18 protein-coding genes are annotated in these 25417 nt (G+C 41.9%); 9 read left to right on the forward strand and 9 right to left on the reverse strand.

Annotated features, from left to right (window positions below; translation table 11 throughout):
• Positions 1 to 59: 59 nt before the first annotated feature.
• Positions 60 to 875, reverse strand: coding sequence for a 2,3,4,5-tetrahydropyridine-2,6-dicarboxylate N-succinyltransferase (locus AC1DU2_RS00380; RefSeq protein ID WP_090651304.1), 816 nt, complete (start codon positions 873 to 875; stop codon positions 60 to 62).
• Positions 876 to 1152: 277 nt separating this feature from the next.
• On the opposite strand from AC1DU2_RS00380, the gene AC1DU2_RS00385 reads away from it, so the two are divergent.
• On the forward strand, positions 1153 to 1353 hold the full coding sequence (locus AC1DU2_RS00385) for a hypothetical protein (protein WP_477355569.1): 201 nt from the start codon (positions 1153 to 1155) through the stop codon (positions 1351 to 1353).
• A 219-nt stretch (positions 1354 to 1572) separates the two neighbouring features.
• Positions 1573 to 1980 (forward strand): RNA-binding S4 domain-containing protein, encoded by a 408-nt coding sequence (locus AC1DU2_RS00390; protein WP_477382312.1) that lies wholly within the window; start codon positions 1573 to 1575, stop codon positions 1978 to 1980.
• A 120-nt stretch (positions 1981 to 2100) separates the two neighbouring features.
• Here AC1DU2_RS00390 and AC1DU2_RS00395 read toward each other — a convergent pair whose 3' ends face one another.
• Positions 2101 to 2580, reverse strand: coding sequence for a nucleoside deaminase (locus AC1DU2_RS00395; RefSeq protein ID WP_477355563.1), 480 nt, complete (start codon positions 2578 to 2580; stop codon positions 2101 to 2103).
• Positions 2581 to 2708: 128 nt separating this feature from the next.
• Positions 2709 to 3305 (reverse strand): OmpH/Skp family outer membrane protein, encoded by a 597-nt coding sequence (locus AC1DU2_RS00400; RefSeq protein ID WP_477355560.1) that lies wholly within the window; start codon positions 3303 to 3305, stop codon positions 2709 to 2711.
• Positions 3306 to 3629: 324 nt separating this feature from the next.
• Between AC1DU2_RS00400 and gyrB the strand changes: the two genes are divergently transcribed.
• Positions 3630 to 5588, forward strand: coding sequence for a DNA topoisomerase (ATP-hydrolyzing) subunit B (gene gyrB, locus AC1DU2_RS00405; protein WP_477355557.1), 1959 nt, complete (start codon positions 3630 to 3632; stop codon positions 5586 to 5588).
• Between the two features lie 55 nt (positions 5589 to 5643).
• Here the strand turns inward: gyrB and AC1DU2_RS00410 are convergent, their stop codons facing one another.
• The 3 genes from AC1DU2_RS00410 to AC1DU2_RS00420 all read right to left on the reverse strand — a co-directional run bounded on the left by AC1DU2_RS00410 (position 5644) and on the right by AC1DU2_RS00420 (position 13690).
• Entirely contained in the window at positions 5644 to 6084 is a 441-nt protein-coding gene (locus AC1DU2_RS00410; RefSeq protein WP_477382313.1) for an aspartyl protease family protein, read from the reverse strand.
• A gap of 135 nt (positions 6085 to 6219) precedes the next feature.
• Positions 6220 to 8505, reverse strand: coding sequence for a translocation and assembly module lipoprotein TamL (tamL, locus tag AC1DU2_RS00415; protein WP_477382314.1), 2286 nt, complete (start codon positions 8503 to 8505; stop codon positions 6220 to 6222).
• Between the two features lie 4 nt (positions 8506 to 8509).
• Positions 8510 to 13690 carry a translocation/assembly module TamB domain-containing protein gene (locus AC1DU2_RS00420; protein ID WP_477382315.1) on the reverse strand — a complete coding sequence of 1727 codons (5181 nt, stop codon included), beginning with the start codon at positions 13688 to 13690 and terminating at the stop codon, positions 8510 to 8512.
• Between the two features lie 232 nt (positions 13691 to 13922).
• Here AC1DU2_RS00420 and dnaE point away from each other — a divergent pair, with 232 nt between their 5' ends.
• From dnaE to AC1DU2_RS00440, 4 genes are all read left to right on the forward strand, one after another.
• A complete protein-coding gene (gene dnaE, locus AC1DU2_RS00425; protein ID WP_477382316.1) occupies positions 13923 to 17507 on the forward strand; it encodes a DNA polymerase III subunit alpha in 3585 nt (1194 codons plus the stop codon).
• Positions 17508 to 17695: 188 nt separating this feature from the next.
• Entirely contained in the window at positions 17696 to 18016 is a 321-nt protein-coding gene (gene trxA / locus AC1DU2_RS00430; RefSeq protein WP_147056439.1) for a thioredoxin, read from the forward strand.
• A 107-nt stretch (positions 18017 to 18123) separates the two neighbouring features.
• Complete coding sequence (locus AC1DU2_RS00435; RefSeq protein ID WP_477382317.1) at positions 18124 to 19044, forward strand: DUF58 domain-containing protein; 921 nt, start codon at positions 18124 to 18126, stop codon at positions 19042 to 19044.
• Between the two features lie 33 nt (positions 19045 to 19077).
• Positions 19078 to 19743: a hypothetical protein gene (locus AC1DU2_RS00440; RefSeq protein WP_477355536.1), complete on the forward strand. Its 666-nt coding sequence runs from the start codon at positions 19078 to 19080 to the stop codon at positions 19741 to 19743.
• A gap of 83 nt (positions 19744 to 19826) precedes the next feature.
• On the opposite strand, the gene AC1DU2_RS00445 is transcribed toward AC1DU2_RS00440, so the two are convergent.
• Complete coding sequence (locus AC1DU2_RS00445; protein ID WP_477382318.1) at positions 19827 to 21167, reverse strand: sensor histidine kinase; 1341 nt, start codon at positions 21165 to 21167, stop codon at positions 19827 to 19829.
• A 3-nt stretch (positions 21168 to 21170) separates the two neighbouring features.
• The gene (locus AC1DU2_RS00450) at positions 21171 to 21848 is read right to left on the reverse strand and encodes a response regulator transcription factor (RefSeq protein WP_477355530.1); all 678 of its coding nucleotides are present in this window, start codon (positions 21846 to 21848) and stop codon (positions 21171 to 21173) included.
• Positions 21849 to 22031: 183 nt separating this feature from the next.
• Between AC1DU2_RS00450 and AC1DU2_RS00455 the strand changes: the two genes are divergently transcribed.
• Complete coding sequence (locus AC1DU2_RS00455) at positions 22032 to 23501, forward strand: glycoside hydrolase family 130 protein (RefSeq protein ID WP_477355527.1); 1470 nt, start codon at positions 22032 to 22034, stop codon at positions 23499 to 23501.
• A gap of 126 nt (positions 23502 to 23627) precedes the next feature.
• On the opposite strand, the gene AC1DU2_RS00460 is transcribed toward AC1DU2_RS00455, so the two are convergent.
• The gene (locus AC1DU2_RS00460) at positions 23628 to 24527 is read right to left on the reverse strand and encodes a hypothetical protein (RefSeq protein WP_477355524.1); all 900 of its coding nucleotides are present in this window, start codon (positions 24525 to 24527) and stop codon (positions 23628 to 23630) included.
• A gap of 404 nt (positions 24528 to 24931) precedes the next feature.
• Between AC1DU2_RS00460 and AC1DU2_RS00465 the strand changes: the two genes are divergently transcribed.
• Complete coding sequence (locus AC1DU2_RS00465) at positions 24932 to 25333, forward strand: hypothetical protein (protein WP_477355518.1); 402 nt, start codon at positions 24932 to 24934, stop codon at positions 25331 to 25333.
• Positions 25334 to 25417: the final 84 nt, after the last annotated feature.

Here is a 25417-nt window from a genome sequence, read left to right on the forward strand (position 1 = left end):
CGTTTTACGTTTACATGCATTTGAAACATGTATAACGTAAAACGTATAACTTACAACTTTTAAACCGCTACGTTATTTTCTCTCAGCGCGTCGTTTAGAGAAGTTTTTTTATCCGTCGACTCCTTACGGGTGCCGATAATGAGCGCGCAAGGCACCTGGTAATCACCGGCAGGGAATTTTTTGGTATATGAACCAGGTATAACTACCGAACGGGCAGGCACACGGCCTTTATATTCAACCGGCGTTGATTGGGTTACATCGATAATTTTGGTTGAGGCAGTTAAAACAACATTAGCACCCAACACGGCCTCATGCTCAACATGCACGCCTTCTACTACGATGGCTCTTGATCCCAGGAAACAGTTATCTTCAATAATAACCGGGGCAGCCTGTAGCGGCTCTAATACGCCGCCAATACCTACACCGCCACTTAGGTGTACGTGCTTGCCAATTTGCGCACATGAACCTACTGTAGCCCATGTATCAACCATGGTACCTTCGTCAACATAAGCGCCAATATTTACGTACGATGGCATCATGATAACACCTTTTGCAAGGTATGCGCCGTAACGGGCAATGCCATGCGGAACTACACGAACACCGTTTGCTTTATAATCGGTTTTTAAATCCATTTTGTCATGAAAAACAAACGGACCAACTTTAATTTCTTTCATGCTGCGGGTAGGGAAATAAAGGATAACCGCCTTCTTTATCCACTCATTCACATGCCAGCGCGTACCAATCATTTCGGCCACACGAATCTCGCCTTTATCCAACCGTTCAACAACGGTTTCAATAGCGGTGATGTATTCGTTATAATTCAGCAGATTCCTGTCTTCCCAGGCATCTTCAATCATTTTTTTAAGATCTTGCATCGGTAAAATTAACTTTTGGCAAATAAAAGGATTTTTAAGGAAAAATACAGGATTAGCTCCAATAACTTGTTGCCCCGTTGCTTTTGAACAGGGTAATGTAGCTGTTGCTATCTATTAAAAAATAAACCTTAAGGCAAAATTAAATCAACAATTTTACCAAAGGATAAATACGCTGATTTTTAATGACATAAGTTATATAATTATGATAAATTAGATTATCATTGTTTTTATAAAACACAAATTTACCAACCTAATCTCCCCCCTGATTATGACTATTATGGCTTTTTTTTGTATCGCTTTGCTGGCAATCTCTTCGTTACTGATTGCCGGGATCGTATTTTTCAGTTTTTTAAAGTGGATCAAAAGAACCTATTATCCAACCTGGAAATTCCCTGATTACATTAGCGTTGGCTATGCAGAATACTTGTACCACAAATTTATAAAAAAAGACCTGGAGGCCTGGCAAAACAACCGGTAGCATTATTAGTTGGATTGCTTAGTTTTGCACGAGTACCGGCTAAAATCATAATCACCGGAACCAGTGTAAATTAATGTCCCATCACCGTAATTTTTGCAAAGATATACTATTTGGCGTTGCTGTTGGCGATGCTTTAGGCGTTCCTGTTGAATTATCGAAAAAAAAATCGACGGATTAGCAGCCAGTTGGCTAAACTATTGTAGCATAATTGAATAAACAATGGCCGAAAAAGAAAAACTAAGAATTGATAAATACCTGTGGGCTATCCGCGTTTTTAAAACCCGTACACTGGCATCTGATGCGTGCAAGGCCGGCCGTGTAAAGCTTGACAGCAAAAATATAAAACCTTCATATGAAGTAAAAATTGGCGATACCTACCAGGTATCAAAGGGCCCTGACCGGAAGATTATTAGGGTAACCGGCTTGCTGGAGAACAGGGTTGATGCAAAAAAGGCAGCTGACTATTACCTGGATATAACCCCGGTTGAACAAACCCAGGCTTTTAAATCCATGTTCCAAGCCCCAATACTTAAACGCGACAGAGGCACCGGTCGGCCTACAAAACTTGACCGTAGAGAGATAGACGATTTAAAAGATAATTTTTTTGAGAAAGATGAGGAAGAATAATTTGAAGATTTGAGAATTTGAAGATTTGAAAATGGCAATAAAATGGTTTGAAAACTTACCGATAGAGATTAATCGGACAAGCATTTTCAAATTCTCAAATCTTCAAATTCTCAAATTAAATTAATATTTCGTCTTATTTTCTTCTACCTCCCACAGCTTAAAAGCAGCAATTGCCTCATCGCGTAATAATTGCACAAAGGGTAACTTCCTGTCGGCCATTGGGCTTGCAAGTTCATCATAAATATCATGGTCATCAAAGCCAATTGCTGCGGCATCGGCCTTGGTATTGGCATAGTAAACTTTATCAATACGGGCCCAGTATATGGCGCCAAGGCACATGGGGCAAGGTTCGCAACTGGTATAAATCTCGCAACCGGAAAGATCATAAGTACCCAACTCCTGGCAGGCCAGGCGGATAACCGATACCTCGGCATGTGCAGTTGGATCGTTTGTAGGAACAACCCTGTTGGCACTACGGGCCAGGATCATGCCATCTTTTGTTATAACGGCGCCAAAAGGGCCACCCATCCCCTGTTTTACATTATACTCGGATAGCTCAATTGCTATCCGCATGAATTTTTCATGTGCCGTGTTTTCCATAGTCCTCTAAATTAAAAAACCTCAGCCGAAGTTGAGGTCCTATTTTAAATTTGAGAATTCTGCAATTTGAAAATTTGAAGATGTTTTTCATTTTCAAATCTTCAAATTCTCAAATTTTCAAATCGATTTTATTTTTTCTCCTTCGCGTAAGCGTCGTTAAGTCTTTTGATCACGTCAGTTGTTACATCTAAAGATGGATCGCCATATAATACGGTTGGGTTTGCTTTTGAGTATAACAACACAAGTTTGTAGCCCTTTTCTTTAGCGTAGGCTTTGGCAAAATCAGCAATTTTATCGTATTGTTTGCTTGCTTCGGTAGCCTGCACGTTTTGGAACTCGGCAGTAGCATTTTGCTGATAGCCTTGTAATTCCTGTTGCTTGCGTTGTAAACGTTGCTCAGTAGCCTGGCGTTGGTCGGCAGGTAAAGTGGCTGCACTTTTTTGATACTCGGCAACTTCACGTTGAAAAGCCTGCCCTTTGTTTTGTAAATCGCCTTGCGAGGCTTTGCCTTTTTCTTCCAGGCGTTTGTTCATATCCTTTGTGTACTCATATTTACTTAGTAAAGTATCTGAGTTGATATAAACAATTGCATCCTTGCCATCACTTACAGTGGTAGCGCCTGAGGCTGGTTTGTCGGCAGTTTTATTTTGGTTACAGGCGGCAATGCTACCTGCAATTAATATCCCGAAGGTGAATTTTGTTAAAGTTGAAACAGTAGTTTTCATTATCTCACGTAAAATTTAAAAAAGTTTGACAAAGATAAACTTTCGTTGCAAGTATCCTAATTAGATGTGCAAATTGCAGATTTCAGATGTGCAGATGATGATCAATTTGAAAATGTTGAGTTTACGATCATCCGATTAATCATCCGCCCCATCTAAATTATTAATCTGCGCATTTGAATATCTGAAATTTGCTCATCTGGAAAAACATCTACACATCTGAAATCTGCACATTTGCACATCTATCCACACCTCGCTTTTTATCCACAATCATTCGTCATTGCCATCAAAAATTCGTACTTTTGAAGGTTGTTGTACTAAATAAATATGAGCGAAGAAAATCAGGACAAATCCAATTATTCAGCAGATAATATACAGGTATTAGAAGGTTTAGAGGCGGTACGTAAGCGCCCGTCCATGTACATTGGTGATACAGGCGTTAAAGGTTTGCACCATTTGGTATATGAGGTTGTTGATAACTCTATCGACGAAGCCCTTGCCGGCCACTGCGACACAATTAAGGTTTTTATATTAAAAGATAACTCGATAAGGGTTGAAGATAATGGTCGCGGTATCCCAACCGCTATGCACACTAAAGAAAAAAAATCGGCTTTAGAGGTGGTAATGACCGTATTACACGCCGGCGGTAAATTTGATAAGGATACTTACAAAGTATCCGGCGGTTTGCACGGTGTGGGTGTTAGTTGCGTTAACGCGCTATCTATCCACCTTACTGCTCTAGTTTACCGCGAAGGCAAAGTGTGGACACAGGAATACTCAGAAGGTAAGCCTTTGTTTGAAGTTAAAACTATTGGCGAAACGGATAAAAGGGGTACTACCATTATATTTAAACCGGATGCTACCATTTTTACCCTTACAACCGAGTATAAATACGATACACTTGCAGGCCGCCTGCGCGAACTATCATTCTTAAATAAAGGCATCCGCCTTAGCTTAACCGATGAGCGTATACCTAACGAGGATGGATCATACCCTACCGAAGAGTTTTACTCTGAAGGTGGCTTACGCGAGTTTGTTAAGTTTTTAGATGGCACACGCCAGTCTATCATTCCCGAGCCTATCTATTTGGATGGTGTAAAGAATGGTATCCCTGTTGAGCTTGCCTTTCAGTATAATGATACCTACTCCGAGAATGTATTCTCGTACGTAAATAACATCAATACCATTGAAGGCGGTACACACGTAGCAGGTTTCCGCCGTGGATTGACACGTACCCTGAAGGCATATGCCGATAAATCGGGATTGCTTAAAAACATGAAGATGGAAATTACCGGTGACGACTTCCGCGAGGGGTTAACCGCTGTAATTTCTGTTAAAGTACAGGAGCCACAGTTTGAAGGCCAAACCAAAACCAAATTAGGTAACAACGAGGTGATGGGCGCCGTTGATATGGCAGTAGGCGAAATATTGGGCAACTTCCTGGAAGAAAACCCGAAAGAGGCCAAGCTAATTGTAAACAAAGTAATACTTGCTGCTACAGCCCGTGCCGCTGCCCGTAAAGCCCGCGAACTGGTACAGCGCAAGAGTGTAATGACCGGATCTGGCCTGCCAGGTAAATTATCTGATTGTGCCAATAACGATCCATCGCTGTGTGAACTTTACCTTGTAGAGGGTGACTCGGCGGGTGGTACCGCCAAACAAGGCCGCGACCGCGAATACCAGGCTATTTTACCTTTACGTGGTAAAATCCTGAACGTGGAGAAAGCCATGGAGCACAAAATTTACGAAAATGAAGAGATCAAGAACATGTTTACCGGCCTTGGCGTAAGCCGCGGTACACCTGATGATGATAAAGCTTTAAATATCACTAAACTACGTTACCACAAAATCATCATCATGACGGATGCCGACGTGGATGGATCGCACATTACAACGCTGATCCTTACATTCTTCTTCCGTTACATGAAAGAATTGGTTGAAGCCGGCTATGTTTACATCGCTTCGCCACCATTGTACCAGGTTAAAAAAGGTAAAGAGTTTGAATACTGCTGGAATGATGTACAGCGCGATGCCGCTATACAACGCCTTAAAGGTGCCGGTAAAGAAGATAGCGTACACGTACAACGTTACAAAGGTTTGGGCGAGATGAATGATATCCAGCTCTGGGATACCACCATGAACCCGGCCACACGTACCCTAAAACGCGCCACCATTGAAAACGCAGCAGAGTGCGACCACACCTTCAGCATGCTGATGGGCGATGAAGTAGCACCGCGTCGTGAGTTTATTGAGCGCAATGCTAAGTATGCTAAGATAGATACATAGGAAGATGTGCAGATTTGTAGACTACAGATGTGCAGATACTATTTAAAGATAATGATCAGCCTCGCTTAACGCGGGGCTTTTTTAGTTTAATAACCTGTTTACCATAATCAATCACCGCTCTGTATTTCATCAATATATCGCCGCCTAAAACGCCCAATACCTGTGGATGTCCCATTTGGCCATAGGCTATGTTGATAGTGGATAAATCCAGTACAGCAACTTCAAAATCGTCAACCAATACACTGCCGATTTGCATACCGCTGATTAAAGCGGTGAACGACTGCATAGTATTGGTGCCTAAACCTGTTGACAGCCTGTCACTCTCGGATATAAAAGTTGCCTCACTCGCTTCTGCCAGCATGGTTTGGTCAAAAGCGGTTTTTGATGCACCGGTGTCCAAAACCATAATAAATGCTTTGCCAAACAGGATCACCTCAATTAACGGATGGTAGCCATCGTYGTGCAGGTCGATGATCTGGAGTGGAATAGATGTCATGGGCAATTATTGAATTACTGATTTACTGATTTATTGAATGTGCAAGTTATAAAATAGCTTTGTTCAGCACCGATAAAAATGGCGCTTTCGCAAACTTGCCTAACTCAATAATTCAGTAAATCAATAATTCAATAATTAAAACGGATATCCTATTGCCAGGTTAAATACGCTCCTGTGCCAGTCAAGATTCCACTGAGGCTCGCCGGGGCGAACGTATGGTGTACGTAGTGGCACTCCCAAATCGGTACGCAACACCAGCACCGTGATATCAAAACGTAAGCCGAAGCCAACATCAACAGCGATATCATTAATAAATTTCTTACTGAATACCCCGCCAGGCTGCCCTCCATTTGAATTGAGCAACCAGATGTTACCGGCATCGGCAAATAATGCCCCCCTAACTATACTGAATAGTTTTGGACGGTACTCGATGTTGGCTTCCAGTTTAATATCGCCAGATTCGTCGGGCAGGAAATTACCCTGTGCAACACTTGCTGTTGGGTTAAAATGCCCCGGCCCAATCGACCTGGCCTGGAAACCCCTTAAACTATTGGGGCCACCTATAAAAAACTGCTGGCTGTATGGTAACTGGGTCGAGTTGCCATAAGGCAAACCTACGCCCAGTATAACCCGCGATGCTATGGTACTGTTCGGCCCCGTTTTATGAAAATACCGAATTTCGTTTTCCAGTTTCACAAATTGGTTAAAAGTAGCTCCAAATAGTTTACGCACTTTACCTGCGGTGGTATCGGCACCGGTAACCAGCCCGTACAGATTATTTGACAAGCTTACCTTTCCGTTATAGTACATGGTATTGGTACGGTAGTCGTCTGTAGTATTGGTAAACGTATAGCTATAGCTCGGCCCGAGGATCAATTGCTTATCAATAACATGCTTTAAAGCCGGGTTAGGTAATACACCGGGATGGTTTACGCCCAGCACGCTGTCCTGGTATAGCTTCGATACGCTTAGTGGATTTACAAATTGAAAGTTCAGGATATTCAGTTCATGCGTTCGGTGAGCGTTCTCTTTCCAGTTATATCCAAATGTGGCGTTATATGAATTTAGATTATAAAGCTTTTGCCGGTTAACAATTGTGTAGCCCAGCGTTAAATTCGTATGCGGTATATAGGCATTATCGGCCTTGGGTTCTATCGGGCTTATAAAACGCGGCCACGATAATGTACCTTGAATACCGAACTGGTAAACGTTAAAACCGTTGTTGCCACCGCCTACCTGCACATCAGTACTACCAAAAAGCGTAACGCCCAACGCCTCGGCCCCCATAAAAGCATTCCGATGTTTCCAACTGAGGTTTACCTGTGTACCTGTATAGTTGGCAGATGTGGTGCGGCCCAGAATTTCAAATTGTAACGATTTGCGCTTATAGGGCGTTAAAAAATAATAAACATCCAGCTTAGGCGAATCGGGGGTTACATCTTCAAACCTGTTTTTCACAAATTTATATGGCCCCAGGTTTACAAACCTGTTTAATGAATTATTATGAACAGTACGGCTGTAAACATCATTAGGGTGCAGCAATACCGTATTGGCAAATGCAAAACTGCTGATGGTTTTTCGGCGTTCCACGATGTTATACCAACGGTAATGTTTTGCTTTATCCATCATCATCGATGTATCCGTTAATGAATAGTTAGGATAAACATAAATATTACGGATAGTATAAATTTCCTGGGCGCGTTCGGCTATATCGTTTTTAACTTTTACAAAAATATCCACCTGGTGCCCGGCTATCGTACTATCCACCTTCATGATCAAATCTTCGGGCGCAAAAAAGAAAAAGCCCTCTTCCTTTAATTTAGCATCAATGCGTATCCGCTCGGTTTTTATCACATCAAGATTATACTTATCGCCCACCTTTAACAGGCTTTTAGCGGCCGAACCGGCCACCGCAGTATCGATATTTTCGGTTCCTTTGGGGAATACCACTTTCCTGATACGGTACCCAGGCCCTGCCTGTACGGTATAAACTGCTTTTGCTGTTTTACCTTTGCTAACCGTATCCCCGGCAACCTGCGCCTGAAAATAGCTTACGTTTTGTAACCTGTTTTGTAATATTCCGGCATTTTTTTCGACATCAACCGAGCTTATCAATACAGGTGGCTCGCCAAACTTGGTATTTAGCCAATGTGCCAAACCTTTTGTTTTTTTTGTTTTGGTGATGTTATAGATATACAATTTAACCCTCAAACCTAAAATAGAACCGTTTGGATAAGGCCTTAACAACGATGTAAGATCGGTGGTAAGCATGCTTGCCTCTCCCTTTTTTAACGAATCCTTATCTGCAATCTTCACCTCTCCCCCTGTGTATAATTTTTGACCGGGTGCAAGGTATTTGGTATTACTGCAGGCATTCAGCAACACGGCGAGTATCAATAAATATCTTAAATTTTTAATCATGTACTTAGTGTGTAATAGTGCTATCTGCTTTGGCTTTATCTTCGGCGGCTTTATTAGCAGCGTCCTTTTCCTTATCCTTTTCTTTTTGCTCCTGCCTGTATTTACGGCGCATGGCTTTTTCTTCTTCGGTACGCTTCCTGAATATTTCCCGGAAGCGGTTATAATCAACCGTGAGGGTAAATCCTAAACCGGTTTCAATCACCTGCCCTTGTATAACTATAAACTCATCCTTACGGTAAGCGCGCAAGCTGTAGCGGCCATCCTTACTTAGTTTGTAACCAACAGATACATCTCCGGCTATATTGGTAGCCTTTTGGCCTTGTTGCGCGCCCTCCAGGTTAAAGTTATTGCCAACTGTTACTGTTAGCCTGTCGTTCAGGAACCGTTTAGATAGCCCCACATTCAAGTCCGTTCGGTTTGTGGCCGTACCGGATGAATAGTCCTCGCCGGATGTTAATCCGAAGTTGAGATCGACGCCCTCAATGAGGTTACCGGCCAGTTTATTCAGTTGATCTGACAATAAGCTACTTACACTGCTACGGATGGCGCCTTCAACACCGCCGCCGCCGCCCTGGCTTTGCAATGGGTTATCGCCTATAAAATGGCCCAATATCAATACACCTAACACCTGTTTGTTTAGTTCATTAGGATCCTGCCTAACCTGGGTAAGGCGTGTATTTACGGTATTGATCACATCTGACGATACGGTGTATGTGCTATCGGGCAGTACAATATCAAAGCTGATATCGGGTGTTAAAAGTTGGTTTTTAAGATTAAGATTTACGTTAAATGGAAGCTTTTGCTTATACATGGTTGCATTATCCGAACCGGAGAGCTGATTTTCGACCAGGTCAATAGGCGGTACATTGGCTACATAAACGGCAGTCAAATCTATATTGGCACTGGTTGGATCACCTGTCCAAACAATGGTACTGCCTTTTTTAAACAGGAAAGTGCGTTTCACGGTAGCATAAGCCAGGTTATATGATCCGGAATTAACCACATATGTACCTGTTAAATTCGTTTTACCACTTGGGTCGATACCCCCGTTCAGGTTAGCCTCGCCCTTTAAGTGTACCACATCGCCGTTGCGTTCGTCTACCACAATAGTAAAGGCAGCTTCTTTGCTTACCACAATATTTGCCGATAAATCGAGCCCTTTAACATTGGTTTTTTTAAGGGAATCCAATTGCCTGGCCAATAATATCGAATCGAGTTTCGGCTCGTTTTGGTCAATAAACTCTACCACCCCTTTCCTGTCTTCGATGCCGGGGTCATTAGTGGGCAATACAAAAGTCATGTCGGTTTTGTCGTTCACGGTGAGGCTTGCATCAACCACAGGCTTGTCCATGTTTCCGCGTACTTTTATCCTGGTATCAATATAAAGCTTGCCGTAAAACAGCTTGTTATCGTCTTGCGTAGAATTTACCGCCCTGAAATTTTTGGCGTTAATATCAAGGCCGAACGCATAGTCGGTATAGGTTTTGGTGTACACGCTGCCGGTAACAATTGCCTTGTTCCCGGTAGAATCAACCAGTGTAAAATCGTTAAAGCGGATGCCCTGGTCACTAAACGTAATACTCTCCTGCGGCATTGTAAAATACGAGTTGAGCATTGATACATTAAACCCAACCTTATTGAAGTTTACATCGCCCCTAATAGAAGGTGCCGTTGTGGTACCGGATATTTTTAACTGGCCCGTAATGTTACCCGATGCGTTGCGGATACTACCAAATGCAAAGCCTTCTATACTTTTCATATTCAGGCTCACGATGTTCAGGTTAAGATCAAACTTGCTTGCGGGATTGGTATAGTAAATACCATCCAGCTTAACCTGGTTGCCTTTGCCGGTAATATCAACTGTTGCTGCATAAGCATCGGCAGTTTGGTTATTTACCTTTAAGGCAATGTTCCCTACGGTATCTCCTTTAAAATTAAAGTCGTTGATGTTGATTGCTGCTGTAAATACCGGTGAAGCCTGGAAATTACTAACCTCTGCATCGCCGTTAATAACCCCGCCTACCTGCAGGCTATCCTGTTTGGCCATTTTGGCAAGTCCTTCTATTTTAAAATTGCTGAACTTAACATCAAGTGGCGCATTAAACTCCTGTGTTTTGCTGTTGATGCTCAATACCTGGTTGCTATTGCTAATGGTAAAGTTATGTGCCAGCACTCCTTTGGGGCCATATTGTAAAAAGTTATCGGCATTAACAGCCCATGGCATATAATCTAATAACAGCCCATCGGGGTTAAAGCTAAACTGATACTCATTTGGTAAAATACTAAACGTGCCGGCTACCCTAAAGCGCTCTTTTTTTGTAGCATCCCTTACTTGTAAACTTACGCCCAGTTTATTGTTTTGCGCGCTACCCGATATGCTGGTATACAACAGATCAACCGATGAACCAACTTTTACCTCATCTACAGATAGATTATAATTAAGCGCATTGTTACCGGTATTTATCTTCAGGCTTCCCTTGTTAACGGTGTTGGTGCCGTAAACCACTTTTGGTATCGATCCGTTTACAACCAGTTCGCCACTTTCGCTATTAAAGCTTCCTTTTAACAATACCGGGTCAAGCGTTTTTAAATCGGGCGCAAACTGGGTAAGTAAAGGAGTTTTAACCAGTTTAGCATCAAACACAAATTGCTGCGGCGGATATTTGGCGGCTACGGCGGGTTTAACTTTGCCGGTTTTAACCGTTTTACCTTTCGCATCCTTTTTGGTAATGGCCACCTGCTGCCCGCCCGCAATGGCGGTGTTAAAGTATTTATTAATTACATCCTGCACAGCATCGCCAACCTGGGTAAGCTTGTATTTACCGGCCATATGAGCGCTCATAACCGGTGTTTTTAAACGCAGCGTGCTGCTATCCGCATTAGCTGTCGAGATGAGGCTTATGGTATCTAATCTTATGCGTTGGGTTCCGTTAACCACCAGCAAATCTGTCGCCTTAACATCGGCGTTCAGGTAATCAGGATCGGCGGTTGGCACATCAGCCACTATCTTGCCATGAAACCGCATTTCGCCGGTAGTAAAATTAAGTTTTTTAAGGTTGATGCTGTCAACGGTTAATGTGCCCGAAGCCGAAGGATATTTTTTATTCAGATTGGCTTTGGCATCCAGGCTAAAATCAATATTAGGGTCTTTCATCCGGGCAATAGCCGTGTAAGCGCCATTGTGCGAACTGCCTTTTAAAGCCAGGTTTTTATAGTTATAACCTTTTACGTACGCATTGGCCAGGTTGCCATCAAATTTAATATTGGCCGTTTTGGGGTCAAGGCCATAACCGTCTACATTGGCGGTTAACGTAATTTTACCTACGGTTTGTGGTTGTTTGGTAAGCGCGCCTACATTTAGCTCGTTAACTTTAATATTGGCCTTATAACTTGCCTTTTGCTTGTTTTGTAAGTTTTTTACCGATGCAATAACATCCGCAGCGCCCAGGCTTGATCTGAGGCCCAGCCTGGTGTTAAAAGTATACATGCCACCCTTAAAATTTCCTTTCAGGTTCATATTTTCGGGGATGGTTACGTTTGCCGGGATGCTGCCTGCCGGCGCCAGTTTGGCAATATCGGCGCGGCTGGTGTTAAGGTCATTTATGGTAACATCAAAATAGGCCTTGCTTATATCGGGCAGGCCCTTTAGCTTTGCCGATGCCTTAATGCGGGTGTTGTTTAGGCCGGCAATATCCAGGCTGGGGATATCCAGGTTATTTACCTGCCCCCTTACTTTGCCGTTTATTTTAAATACAGCGCCCGGCGATGATTTAAATGGCTCCATAGCTGCCATTGTGGGCATCAGCAATAACACATCTTTTAAACCCAGGCGACTGCCGTTTAAATCGGCATTAATACCTAACGAGCCAACGTTTTTACTGATAGCAGCGATAGAAGGATAGCGCACCTGAACCGACTTTTGCAGTGTGGTTTGTGGTGTTTCCAATAACAAATCATTCATGTAAGCATTGGTTGGCCCATAAAAGAACGCAGTATGGAATTTATTGATCTTCAATCCGCTTTTTTCGGCGAAGGAAAAGTTATTTATTTTACCAGAAATTGTATCCGATGTATAGGCGATATTTTCCGCTTCAACATTCAGGTCGCGGATATCCATGTGGGCGTAATCCAGGCCTTTGGCAATAGCCTTTTGCGCGTTATTATCAAACTTAACATTATTATTATTTAAGCTGATTTTGCCGAGCGTAACAGCCCAGCGCGATGATTGCGGAGCAGCCACAAGGGTATCAAGCTTTTTGGCGGTTTTAACAATGGCTTTTGCAACCGTTTGAGGTTTGGCAAAGCTTAGGGCAGCTTTGGTATCATTCAATTCGATATCTTTAATGCCCACCTTTTGATGTTTGAGGTCTATCTTATCCATATTAACCAACAGCTTATCCAGGTTAATATTGGCCGTCATTTCGCTGCTTTGATAATCAACCTTTATTTTAGACAGATCTATCTGGCCTAAATTTAAATCCAGGTTCATAGGTTTTACAGCGGTATCTACTTTGGCAGCCTGCGCTATTGATGATCCCGCCGGGGTTTGAATGATACGTGCATTTACACCTGACAAAGTAATTTTAGGTATGGAAAATTTCATTTTATCCATATCAAAATCTTTTATCCTGGTATCAAAATGGCCAAGCAGGAATTTCACATCGTTGCCCGTAGTTACATCCTTGTATTTAACGTTGATCCTATCCAGGTTTACCTTATCGATAGAAAACTTCATAGTAGAGGTTGTGTCGGTAGGTTTCACCTCTTTTTTTTGTTCGCCTGCAAAGGCTTTAATAATATAATCAAAGTTAAAAACACTATCGGCACCCCGGCTTATGTTCGCCGTGATGCCCTGCAGGTTAATTTCATTAACTTCTACCTGGTTGTGTAACAGCTTTAGCATACTGATATCAACCTTCAGTTTTTCGCCGGCTATCAGGGTGTCTTTCTTTTGGTCTTCAAAGTATACATCTTCCAACACCAGCAACTTGGGCAGGCCAAGGCTAATGTGGCCTATTTTAACTTTAGTGTGTATTTTGTTTTGTAAAAAAGTTACCGCCTTGTTTTTAGCAAAATTTTGCACGGCGGGCACCTGTATCAAAATAACTACAAGGATAACCAGTAAAACTACACTCACCAGTATCCAAAGTATTGTTTTGAGGGTTATTCGTAATATTTTTTTCAATTGTATTAATTTTTCAAAGGTGAAGATCGATATGCTTAATATAGTCAAATAATGTGCTAAAGTAACCCCCCTCTAAATCTTTCCCGGAAGAGCCGATTCAAAACAAACTTTTTTACCCTCTCCTTTGGAGAGGCCGGGGTGAGGCTCTCTTTTGTTTTTTCAACACTCAACCCCGCGAACTTGTTTTTTAATAACTTTGTATTTCTACAGATTTTGTTGAAACGGATTTACTATGCCAGATTTTTCTCACTTACACGTTCATACCCAGTTCTCGTTACTTGATGGCGCTGCCGACATCTCAAAACTATACAAAAAGGCCGCAGCTGATGGGATGAAAGCTCTTGCAATTACCGATCATGGTAACATGTTTGGCGTATTTAAATTTGTGGCCGAAGCTGGTAAACACAATGTAAAACCCATTGTTGGCTGCGAGTTTTACGTGGTAGAAGACAGGCATAAAAAAACCTTTACAAAGGAAAAGAAAGACATTCGCCGCCACCAGCTGATGCTGGCCAAAAATCCTGAAGGCTATAAAAACCTGGTTAAGCTATGTTCATACGGCTACATGGAAGGCCTGTACAGCAAATGGCCCCGTATTGATAAAGAGCTAATTTTAAAGCACCACAAAGGCATTATTGCTACAACCTGCTGCATTGGGGCATCGGTACCCCAGGCCATATTAAGGGATACCCCCGAAGCGGCCGAAGCCGAGTTTAAATGGTGGCTTGATTTGTTTGGCGAAGATTTTTACATCGAACTGCAGCGCCACGATATTCCCGACCAAAATACGGTGAACAAAGTATTGCTGGAGTACGCCAAAAAGTATAATGTAAAGGTAATTTGCTCCAATGATTCACATTATGTAGATCAGCAAGACTCCAACGCTCATGACATTTTGCTTTGCGTAAACACCGGCGATATGCAAAGCACCCCTATTGCTACCGACGAGGAAGGCGGCCGTGGCTATAGGTTTGGTTTCCCTAACGACCAGTTTTATTTTAAAACCCAACAGGAAATGAGCCACCTGTTTAAAGACTTGCCCGAATCATTGGACAATACCAACGAGATTGTGGACAAGGTGGAGGTTTTAAAGCTTAAACGTGATATCCTGTTACCTAATTACGTAATACCCGAGGAGTTTAAAATTCACAATACCGGGGATGCTGATACGCTGAACCAGTGGGAATACCTGAAGCACCTTACCTTTATGGGCGCCAAGGAACGTTACATAGATATATCGCCCGAAACTGAGGAGCGCATTAACTTTGAATTGTTCACCATCAGAACGATGGGCTTTGCCGGTTACTTTTTAATTGTGGCCGACTTTATAAAAGCAGGCCGCGATATGGGTGTATTCATAGGCCCGGGCCGTGGTTCGGCAGCCGGATCGGTGGTAGCCTACTGTACCGGGATCACCAACATCGACCCGATGAAGTACAACCTCCTGTTTGAGAGGTTCCTGAACCCCGACCGTAAATCGATGCCCGATATTGATACGGATTTTGACGATGCAGGCCGCCAAAAGGTTATTGATTACGTGGTAGATAAGTATGGTAAAAACCAGGTGGCGCAAATTATCACCTATGGATCGATGGCTGCCCGTACCAGTATACAGGATGTAGGGCGCGTATTGGATATGCCGCTATCCGAAATGAACTTAATTAAAAAGCTGGTACCCGATACCCTGGGCATTACCCTTAAAGATGCCATTGAACAGGTACCCGAGCTTAAAGAAATATTAAATGGCAACGACCTGCGCAGCCAGGTACTGCGCGAGGCAGCTAAGCTGGAAGGCTCGGTACGTAATACAGGCGTACACGCGGCGGGCATCATCATTGCCCCTTATGATTTAACCGATATTGTTCCAGTTGCCGTTGCCAAAGACTCCGATCTGCTGGTTACACAATATGATGGCCGTGTAATTGAAGATGCAGGCGTAATTAAGATGGACTTTCTAGGGCTTAAAACCCTTACCATTATTAAAGATGCGTTACGGATGATCAAACAAAATCATGGCGTACATATCGATATAGATTATATCCCGCTTGATGATTTGCAAACTTATGAGCTTTACCAGCGAGGCGATACCAATGGTACTTTCCAGTTTGAAAGTGATGGTATGCAAATGTACCTGCGCGAACTTAAGCCCGATAAGTTTGAGGATTTAATTGCCATGAACGCCCTGTACCGCCCGGGACCGATTGAGTATATACCCAACTTTATTGCCCGTAAACACGGCAGGGAGCCTATCGTGTTCGATTTGCCCGACATGGAGGAATACCTGGGCGAAACCTATGGTATTACCGTGTACCAGGAGCAGGTGATGCTTTTATCGCAAAAGCTGGCAGGCTTTAGTAAAGGCGATGCCGACGTTTTGCGTAAGGCGATGGGTAAAAAACAAATTGAGATTCTGAACAAAATGGAGTCCCAGTTTATGGATGGGGCTGTAGCCAAAGGCCATCCCAAAGATAAACTGACCAAAATATGGACCGACTGGAAGGCTTTTGCGCAGTACGCGTTCAATAAATCGCACTCTACCTGTTATGCTTTTGTGGCCTATCAAACGGCTTATTTAAAGGCACACTATCCATCCGAGTACATGGCGGCAGTTTTAAACAACCAGAACAACATGGAAAAGATTACCTTTTTTATGGAGGAATGCCGCAGGATGGGTGTAGAGGTGTTAGGGCCGGATATCAATGAGTCGGACATGGCTTTTGCGGTAAACCGTAAAGGGCAGGTGCGTTTCGGGTTAACCGGTGTTAAAGGAGTGGGCGATAAAGCGGTGGAGAGTATTATTGAAGAACGGGTTGCCAAAGGCCCTTACGTATCTGTTTATGATTTTGCACGCCGGTCGAACACCCGCAGTGTAAACCGAAAATCGTACGAGAACCTGGTTTACGGTGGTGCCTTTGATGAGTTTGGCTATAACCGCGCCCAGTTTTTTGCTAAAACAGATGTTGGCGTATTAACAGGTATTGAGCGCCTTACCAAGTATGCCAATGATTACCAGAATGTACAAAGCAGCTCGCAATCATCATTATTCGGCGGCTCAGTAGCATCATATGTGCCTGAACCGGCCATGCCCGAGGCTGAAGAATGGCCGTTGATAGAAAAACTGAAATACGAAAAAACGGTAATTGGTATTTACCTTACCGGCCACCCGCTGGATAACTATAAGGTAGAGCTTGACCGCTTTTGCAACAGCACCATCAGCGATTTGAAACTGATGCAAAAAGCACGCTCGGGCGAAGGTGGCGAAGAGATCATGGGTGCCTTTAACGAGTTACGTAAACGCGGCGAGATCCGCATAGGCGGACTGGTAAGCAGCGTTCAGCATAAAATAACTAAAACAGGTAAGCCCTTTGGCACTTTCGTGTTGGAGGATTACAATGAATCGTACGAATTTGCCTTGTTTGGTGATGATTATGTAAAATTCCGTAACATGATGATGGACGGCTATTTTTTACATATTAAGGGCAGCATCGAAGAAAAATTCCGCCAAAAGGATAACTGGGACCTGCGCATCCTGGTGATGGATTTGCTGTCCGAAATGCGCGATAAGCTCACCAAATCATTAACGGTTTGTATCGACGTGAGCATGCTCAGCAGCAAATTACTTGACGATATACAACACATCATCGACGAGAATAACCAAAAATACCCGGTAAAAAACTGCAAACTGCGTTTTAAGATCAACAACCGCGAAGAGGCCATGCACGTAGAACTATCATCCAAAAACTTTAAAGTAAACCCAAGCGATGATTTGATTGAGGGCATATTTAACATTACGAATACGCAGCCTTTGTTGGGGTAATGAACAACAACGTGTATAGCAGTGAAGGCTAATTGTTAGCATCTGTTCACCCTTGTTAAAAACTTACAGTCACCACAACGTTAAGTGGATAACTTATATTAATATAATTGTCACATTGTCAGGTGTGGTTTGTGGCAAGCTATTTGAATAGTATATATTTGTACAACAAAATTTAAAAAATAGAAATCATGGCTTTAGAAATAACTGATGCAAACTTTGACGAACTTGTCCTGAAATCAGACAAACCCGTACTACTTGACTTTTGGGCAGAATGGTGTGGCCCTTGTAGAATGGTTGGCCCGGTAGTTGAAGATATTGCAAAAGAATACGAAGGCAGAGCTATTGTTGGTAAAGTTGATGTCGATAACAACCCAGGTATATCTGTAAAATTCGGCATCCGTAATATCCCTGCTTTATTGTTCTTCAAAAATGGCGAAATCGTAGATAAACAAATTGGTGCAGTTCCAAAATCAGTATTAACTGATAAATTAGCTAAGCAATTAGCTTAATCCGTACAGGCATAAATTAAGTTTATCAATAACTTAATCCACCATATTTTACTTTAAAAAGCGTTGCTAATGTTGGCAACGCTTTTTTTATGCCCYATATTAGCCCTATGCCCAAATTAAACGACGATCAGCAAATACAGCAATTAGCCAACCTCGAACTGCTGGCCCGGCAGGTAGTTGAAGGTTTTATAACCGGCCTGCACCAAAGTCCTTTCCACGGCTTTTCGGTGGAGTTTGCCGAGCATCGTTTGTACAACAACGGCGAATCGGTGAAAAACATCGATTGGAAATTGCTGGCCCGTACCGATAAGCTGTTTGTAAAACAATTTGAGGAAGAAACCAACCTGCGTTGCTACCTGTTATTGGATACATCGTCATCCATGAACTTTCCTGAAAAAGGGACTACCAAGCTCCAGTTTTCTATATACGCCATTGCATCATTAATGCACTTGTTTAAAAAACAAAGGGACGCGTTTGGGCTGTGTCTTTTTTCGGACAAGGTAGATTGGCTGAGTGCGGCAAAATCAACAACAACACACCTGTTTCATTTATACGCCGAACTGGAGAAGGCTTATAATAATCCCAAAACCAATACAGTTACCAACATCACACAGGTATTGCACCATGTAGCTAACGAGATCCACCAGCGTTCGATGGTGATCATTTTTAGCGATATGCTGGAGAATAGCCTCAACCCCGGTAAGGTGCAAGCCTTGTTCGCGGCAGTTCAGCACCTGAAGTTCAGCAAACACGAGGTGATTATCTTTAACGTTAACGATAAACAAAAAGAGGTCGACTTTAACTTTGATAACCGCCCACATCATTTTATCGATATAGAAAGCGGTGCCGAAATAAAGGTGCATCCTGGCAAAGTACGGGATGCCTACAAAGCATCTTTAACCGAATACCGGCATCAACTTGAACTTAAATGTGCCCAATACCATATTGATTTGGTAGATGTGGATATTAATGAAGGTTACCATGATGTGCTAAAAACCTACCTTGCCAAAAGAAATAAAATGGTGTAGTTAAGCAGCTACCTAAATCCAACACACTTTAGTATGAAATACCTAACCTTTTTCGCCATTCTTTTATTGTTTATTGTTCTCCCCAATCGTGTGCTTGCGCAAGGTGATCCTTTTAAACTCAGCGGCGAATATTCAAGCAATTTCGGCCAATTCACTATAGTTGTAACAAATAATAAAATTACCGGGTTGTATGAATATTATGAGCAATACGATGAAAAAGTAAAAGGGTACCTAAGGGAAAATATATTCTTTTTAAAAGGAACCTCGGTAAACGGAAAAGATTTCAGTATCATAAGCACAGATCCTGGTTTTCCTGGTGACATTCAAAAAGGCCGTCTTTCGTTTTTGAACGGCAAACTGAAAATAGTTTTAACCGGGACACCGCCGATGGACGCCGGATTTGACATCGATCATGAATCTGATAAAAGCTACTTCCCTTTTGTAAAGCCAAACAAATACCTTTTATTAACATTCATTAAATCAAAACGGGCGTACTTATACAACCTTAATGGCGATAACTTTACCATAAGGAAAGGCTATCTGGTATCTAACGAATTTGTTAAAGTGGTTGAAAAGAAAGATAATTTCTCTAAAGTTTTGTATCAGCCTGTAACCGACGGAAAAATATATACTTACTGGGTAAGCAATCAGGATTTGCTTGATCCAACTGCCGATAATTGGAATGGTTTCGTAAAATAACCCGCCAGGCTGCATTATTGCCCGCTACATATTGCCAGGGATTATGATGATGTTGCTATACCAAAAGAAATAAAATGGCGTAGCTAATTATCTATTAAATTGGGATTAGGCACGTTAAAGACAAGCGTAACTGTAGTTCCCTCCCCTTTTACCGAATTTATTTGAACCTTTATATCATGAAAACTCGTAATACTTTTAACTATTGCCAGGCCTAAGCCGTAACTTTCCTTTTCGTCGGTGTCCAGCTTTTCGAAACGGTTAAAGGCATTTTCAATTTGCTTTTTGTCCATCCCTGTCCCGGTATCAGAAATGATGATTTTGTAGGTACCCTCTTTAAGCTCATCGCTAATAGTTATCAATCCACCCGCATTATTATACTTAATGGCGTTATTAATCAAATTAAATAATAAAGTGTGCATCAGGGGCCGGTTGCCCGTTATAGTATATATATATTTCAGGTTGTTTGAAAAAGTTAACTGCCGCTCTTCTATCCTGTCTTCCAGTTCTTCCTGAATTTCCATTACTACGGCAGCAATCATTACCATATCTGCTTTATCATACTGGTTGTTTTCAACTTTCGATATCAGCAACAAACTATTAATAATCGACTTTAGCCGGTTAAGCGTTTTTAACGACGCGTGCATCTTGTTTTCGCTCCCCTCGCTTAGTTCCTCTTGCAGTAAAATATTCTCGAGCCTTGAGCTGATGATTGATATGGGGGTAAGCAATTCGTGCGATACATTGGCGATAAATTGCTTTTCGAGGATAAACAGGTTCGATATTTTTTTCATAAGCGAGCTGATGCTATCGTCCAAAAGCTCAAAATCCTGGGTAGTTGTTTTTATTTTTTCGTAATCAAAGTTCATCGGATCGTTCACTTTAATCAGTTTACGATCGATAATCTGATAAAACGGGGCCAGCAGAAATTTGGTAAAAACCAGATCGCTTATCAGTGTTAATACCAGGGCTACCACCAAAACCAAAATAGTGAACTTTTTAATGATGGATTTTAGCTCCTCAACCGATTCTATCGCCACGCCGATATGCAAAATATAGGTATGCCCATTAAAATTCAACCGGTGTGTTAAAATGCGGTAGGTTTGGGTGTATTTATCAAAATCGCGGGTTTCGGTAGTGAATTTAACTTCCTTAGTTACCTCCGGGTTGTATTTTGTTTGGGTAATAGTAATAAACTCTTCCTTCAGAATATTGTAGTCGGTATAGGCCTTTTTATCGCCCAAAATACTACTGATTTCACTGGAAGAAAGGTTTTTAAGCGTTTGCTCCTTATCATTTTCAAGCCTCAGCTCAATGTGATTATAAGAAATTTTTTCTATCGAAAGCAGGATGAGCAAACCCGTAAACAGGATGATAGCTACTTTGGTTAAAGTATTATAAAGGGCCAGCTTAACCTGCAGTTTCATTGTTTAAATGTTAATGCGGTAACCTATGCTGCGTACCGTCTCAAACCAATCAATGGGGATGTATTGCGATAGTTTTTTGCGCAGGTTTTTTACGTGCACATCAACAAAGTTCGAGTCGCTGTTTATTTCCAACACATCGCCCCAAACGTGCTCGGTAAGGTTGGTTCGCGATATTACGCGGTTTTTATTAAGCACCAGGTAGTTAAAAATTTCGAACTCCTTTTTGGTAAGGTTTATCCGCTCGTCATTAAACATCACCGTACGGTTCTGGATATTTACTTTAAGGCCTTTTATGTTAATGTCATTACTCTCCAGCCGGTGTTTACGGCGGGTAATGGCGTGCATACGGGCCAGCAATTCACTCAACGAAAATGGCTTAGCCAGGTAATCATCCGCGCCCTGCTCCAGGCCCGATACCCTGTCGTCAACTGCCCCGCGGGCGGTTAGTATAATAACGGCATCATCACGTTTATCAAGCCCTTTCAGCATTTTTAACAGGTCGAACCCATCGCCATCGGGCAATCCGAGATCAAGCAGGATAAAATCGTAATTATTAACAAAAATCTTTTCTTCGGCCGATCTTTTGGTTCGCGCATGCTCCACTGTAAATCCTTCGTGACTTAAAAATTCATCAACCTCCAGGGCCAGGCCCTTTTCGTCTTCAACAATCAAAACATTCATAAGTGTGCAAGTTACAAGATTTTAGAGTCAAGAGCCAAGAATCAAGAATCAAGACAAAAAATTTACATTCAGCCCTATCGATGTAAAATTGTTTTAATTCTTAACTCTTGATTCTTTTCTAAAAATAGCTAAATCAATTTCTACTTAACGCTGTTACAAAATAAACGCTACTATTGTATACATATGAGACTTTCCATTGAACGAAAACCAATAAGAGTTAACCCCGATCCTAAACGCGTTATTGCCAGATTTTTTTTTAATGGGAACGATCGTGCAAAAGAAGTAATTGAGCGCGTTATGCAAATAAGCGAGGAGGTAGCTTTCGGCATTGTATCGCCGCTATTGCAGGAATACTCCAAACGGCACCGTAATATAACCCGGGTTTTAAACCGGCATTGCAGTAAATTGAAGCCGCTTTTTTTGGAGTTAAATATCGATTATGATACCTTGACCATTAACCGCAAGCTACTTATAGGATCTTATTTTACCCACGAGTATTCCATTGAATCGGCTGCTTTTTTCAATCCCTCTATTGTGGAAGATCCGGACCAAACCGAACTGCAAGATGGGCAACGCAGAGTGATCATCAGTTTCAGGGCTGTGGGCGAGGGACATATTTCATCCATTACTTTTCGTCGTGGTTTAATTGATAAAGACAACAACATCACCATTTTGCCTGCCGGTAACTACATTGACGAAGCCGAAATTGTCAGGAACGCTGTATACAATAAAAAGCTGTTTTTTGATAAAGCTGCTATCACACAGATCAATATTGATGTCCTACACGAACTGGAATCCAAGCTGGATCATCATTTTGAATACGCCAACCTGCGCCGTATTATTATCGATTCGCAAAAATTGCAGGAAAGCGATATGAAGAAACTGGAGTACGACAAAGTACTGTGGCTAGCCGACTCGTACTACGAAATAGTTTTTTCGCTGGATACCGATATCTCCGACAGGGTAATATTCCCTATATCTGAGTATGAGCGCAAAGGTATTGAGGATGCCCGTTTTGTACAATTCAGGAACGATGACGATACTTCTGTTTATTATGCTACATACACCGCATATGATGGCGCACTTATTATGCCCAAACTGTTGCAAACCACCGATTTTTATAATTTTAAAATAATGCCATTATACGGCGCCGGCGCCCAAAATAAAAACCTGGCGTTGTTTCCGCGCAAGGTGAATGGCAAGTTTGTAATGATTTCGCGTATTGATGGCTGTAATAATTACATCATGTATGCTGATAAGATTAACATATGGGAAAAGCCAATTATGTTGCAGCAACCCCGCTTTAGCTGGGAATTTGTACAAATAGGTAACTGCGGATCGCCGATTGAAACCAAAGATGGCTGGCTGATGATAACCCACGGTGTAGGCCCTATGCGCCGCTATGTACTGGGAGCCAGCTTACTAAAACTGGATGACCCGGCCATTGAAATAGGCCGACTGCGTGAACCTTTGCTTATCCCCAACAGCGATGAGCGCGAAGGCTATGTACCTAACGTACTATATTCGTGCGGGGCAATAGTTCACAACGAAAAGCTGATTATCCCTTATGGCGTATCCGACTCATCAACTGCCTTTGCAGAAGTTAGCTTGCAGGAGTTATTGGATAAATTGAAGAGCGATCAGAGCGAATAAAGCGGCCTTTGTCATTGGCTTAAATAATGTCACATTACATGTTCGCAGGAAAGGCCGGACGCTAATCGGCTGACGAAAAGATAACCGCTGAGTTCTTTAAGGAGTTTTTTGATTAGCAACAAATACCTATCGCCAGCTGGCGCTGATTGTTTTAAGCGTAAACTTTTCAAAAATCCTGACAGCAATTTCTTTATGATCGCCCTTTTCTGATTTACGTACGTAATTAGTTAAACTCAGGAGCTTTAGCTGCGATGTATTATTGTTACCGCTGATGTTCAGGTTGGCATACATCGTTTTTAAAACTATGGTATCCGCATCTTTTACGCGCTCGTAATCAATAAGCATAGCTAAAGTATCTTTTTTGTTTTTTATTAAAGATGAACTGTAGTAGAAAATACTGCTCTTACGGTCAAAATCAACTCTCGCGGTGTCTTTGTAAAGCGCGCCATAACTGCGCTTATTATTATCCTTAACGTATTGGTTAAACTCGTGAACATACTCCAGTTGCAGGGCATTAATCCTGGAAACCAATTCACGTTTAGAAAAATCGAAAGTGTAAACTTTATTGATATCATTAAACCTGGTATAGGCCCCCGGAGGCATGGTGGTAGCTATAAAGGATATTAAAGAACACACTATTAACATATTAAAAATTACAGGTTTGAAGTAATATACCACTGGCTTGTTAAACTGATAAAAAGATACAGGCAAAATGAGCAGTGCTATATAATCGGTATAATCAATTGTGCGATGTACGGGGATACCTGCACCATTTAATGCATCGATAACAGGCTGCACTAAAGACGATTTCCAAACCACAAAAAACAGGAACGTAAAAAAATAACCCAGCTTTATTGTCCGCGGAAATAAAGCGCTCAACAAAAACGGGAACGCAAACAAACCAGCAAAATCAGAAAGCTTACCGGTTAAGCCGTTATGAAACGTTTGTTTAAGATACCAATCGTTTACAATCAGTAACAAAACCGCGGCTATAAATACCGGGTTACCTAATTTATGTTTTGCCATTGCCGAAGGTTAATTAACAGCAAGTTATGAAATAATTAATTCAGGAGTTTGCTAACTTACAAGTTTATGAAACCCTGTAAGTCCCGTTACACCATCGCGCCGACATTTTATAACAAGCATGTTAAAACTGAATAAAATGACGCAAAAATAGTCCTGCGTTTCATTTTTTTCGGCATGTAATAAACGACAACCCGTCCTAAATAATAAGCGTATTATTAGGCGTAGTATCCCTGCTTTCTGTTGCTCATATGCAAAAATGGCCGCTGCAATTTAATTCAGCAGATTATTAAAAAGTTTTACAAAAAAAAAGGAATCTGGCATATCCATTGATATAAACAATTTAGTATATTTAACTAACACAGTGAACGTTACAAATTAATATATGATAAAAAACTTATAAAGCCATGGACCATTTCAGAGAAATAAAAAACAGCTTAACCTGGCACAATGAGGGCAAATTTGAAGTTGAGCTGATCAACGGTATTATTACCAAACTTAATTTTTGTGAGCCGGGCAAAGGCCCCGAAGATGTAGGCAAGAGCCTTACATCAACCAACTATAAATACTTACAGTCGGTTTATTCGTGCCTTGGCGATCTGTTCACTTTTATTGAGGAAGAAAATAAAAGGTTAGGCTACAGCTATGCCCGTGCAAGCGAGGTTTTACCACAACAGCAGCCCGAAGTTACTGAAAACACTTACCCGCTGCTTGGCGAAACCAAAATAAGGCCGTTAAATGATTACGCCAATCAGCCGGAATCAGGCAATTCTTCCCAGGCAAATGAATTGATAAGGGATGCGGGCTGATAGCATTCCGGCAAAAAGCTGATTACCTTTTTGGTGTTGTGTGATACATAAAGTACCGCATCGGTTTCCCTTTGTGTTTTTCCT

The organism is Mucilaginibacter sp. P4_C11, from assembly GCF_056402115.1.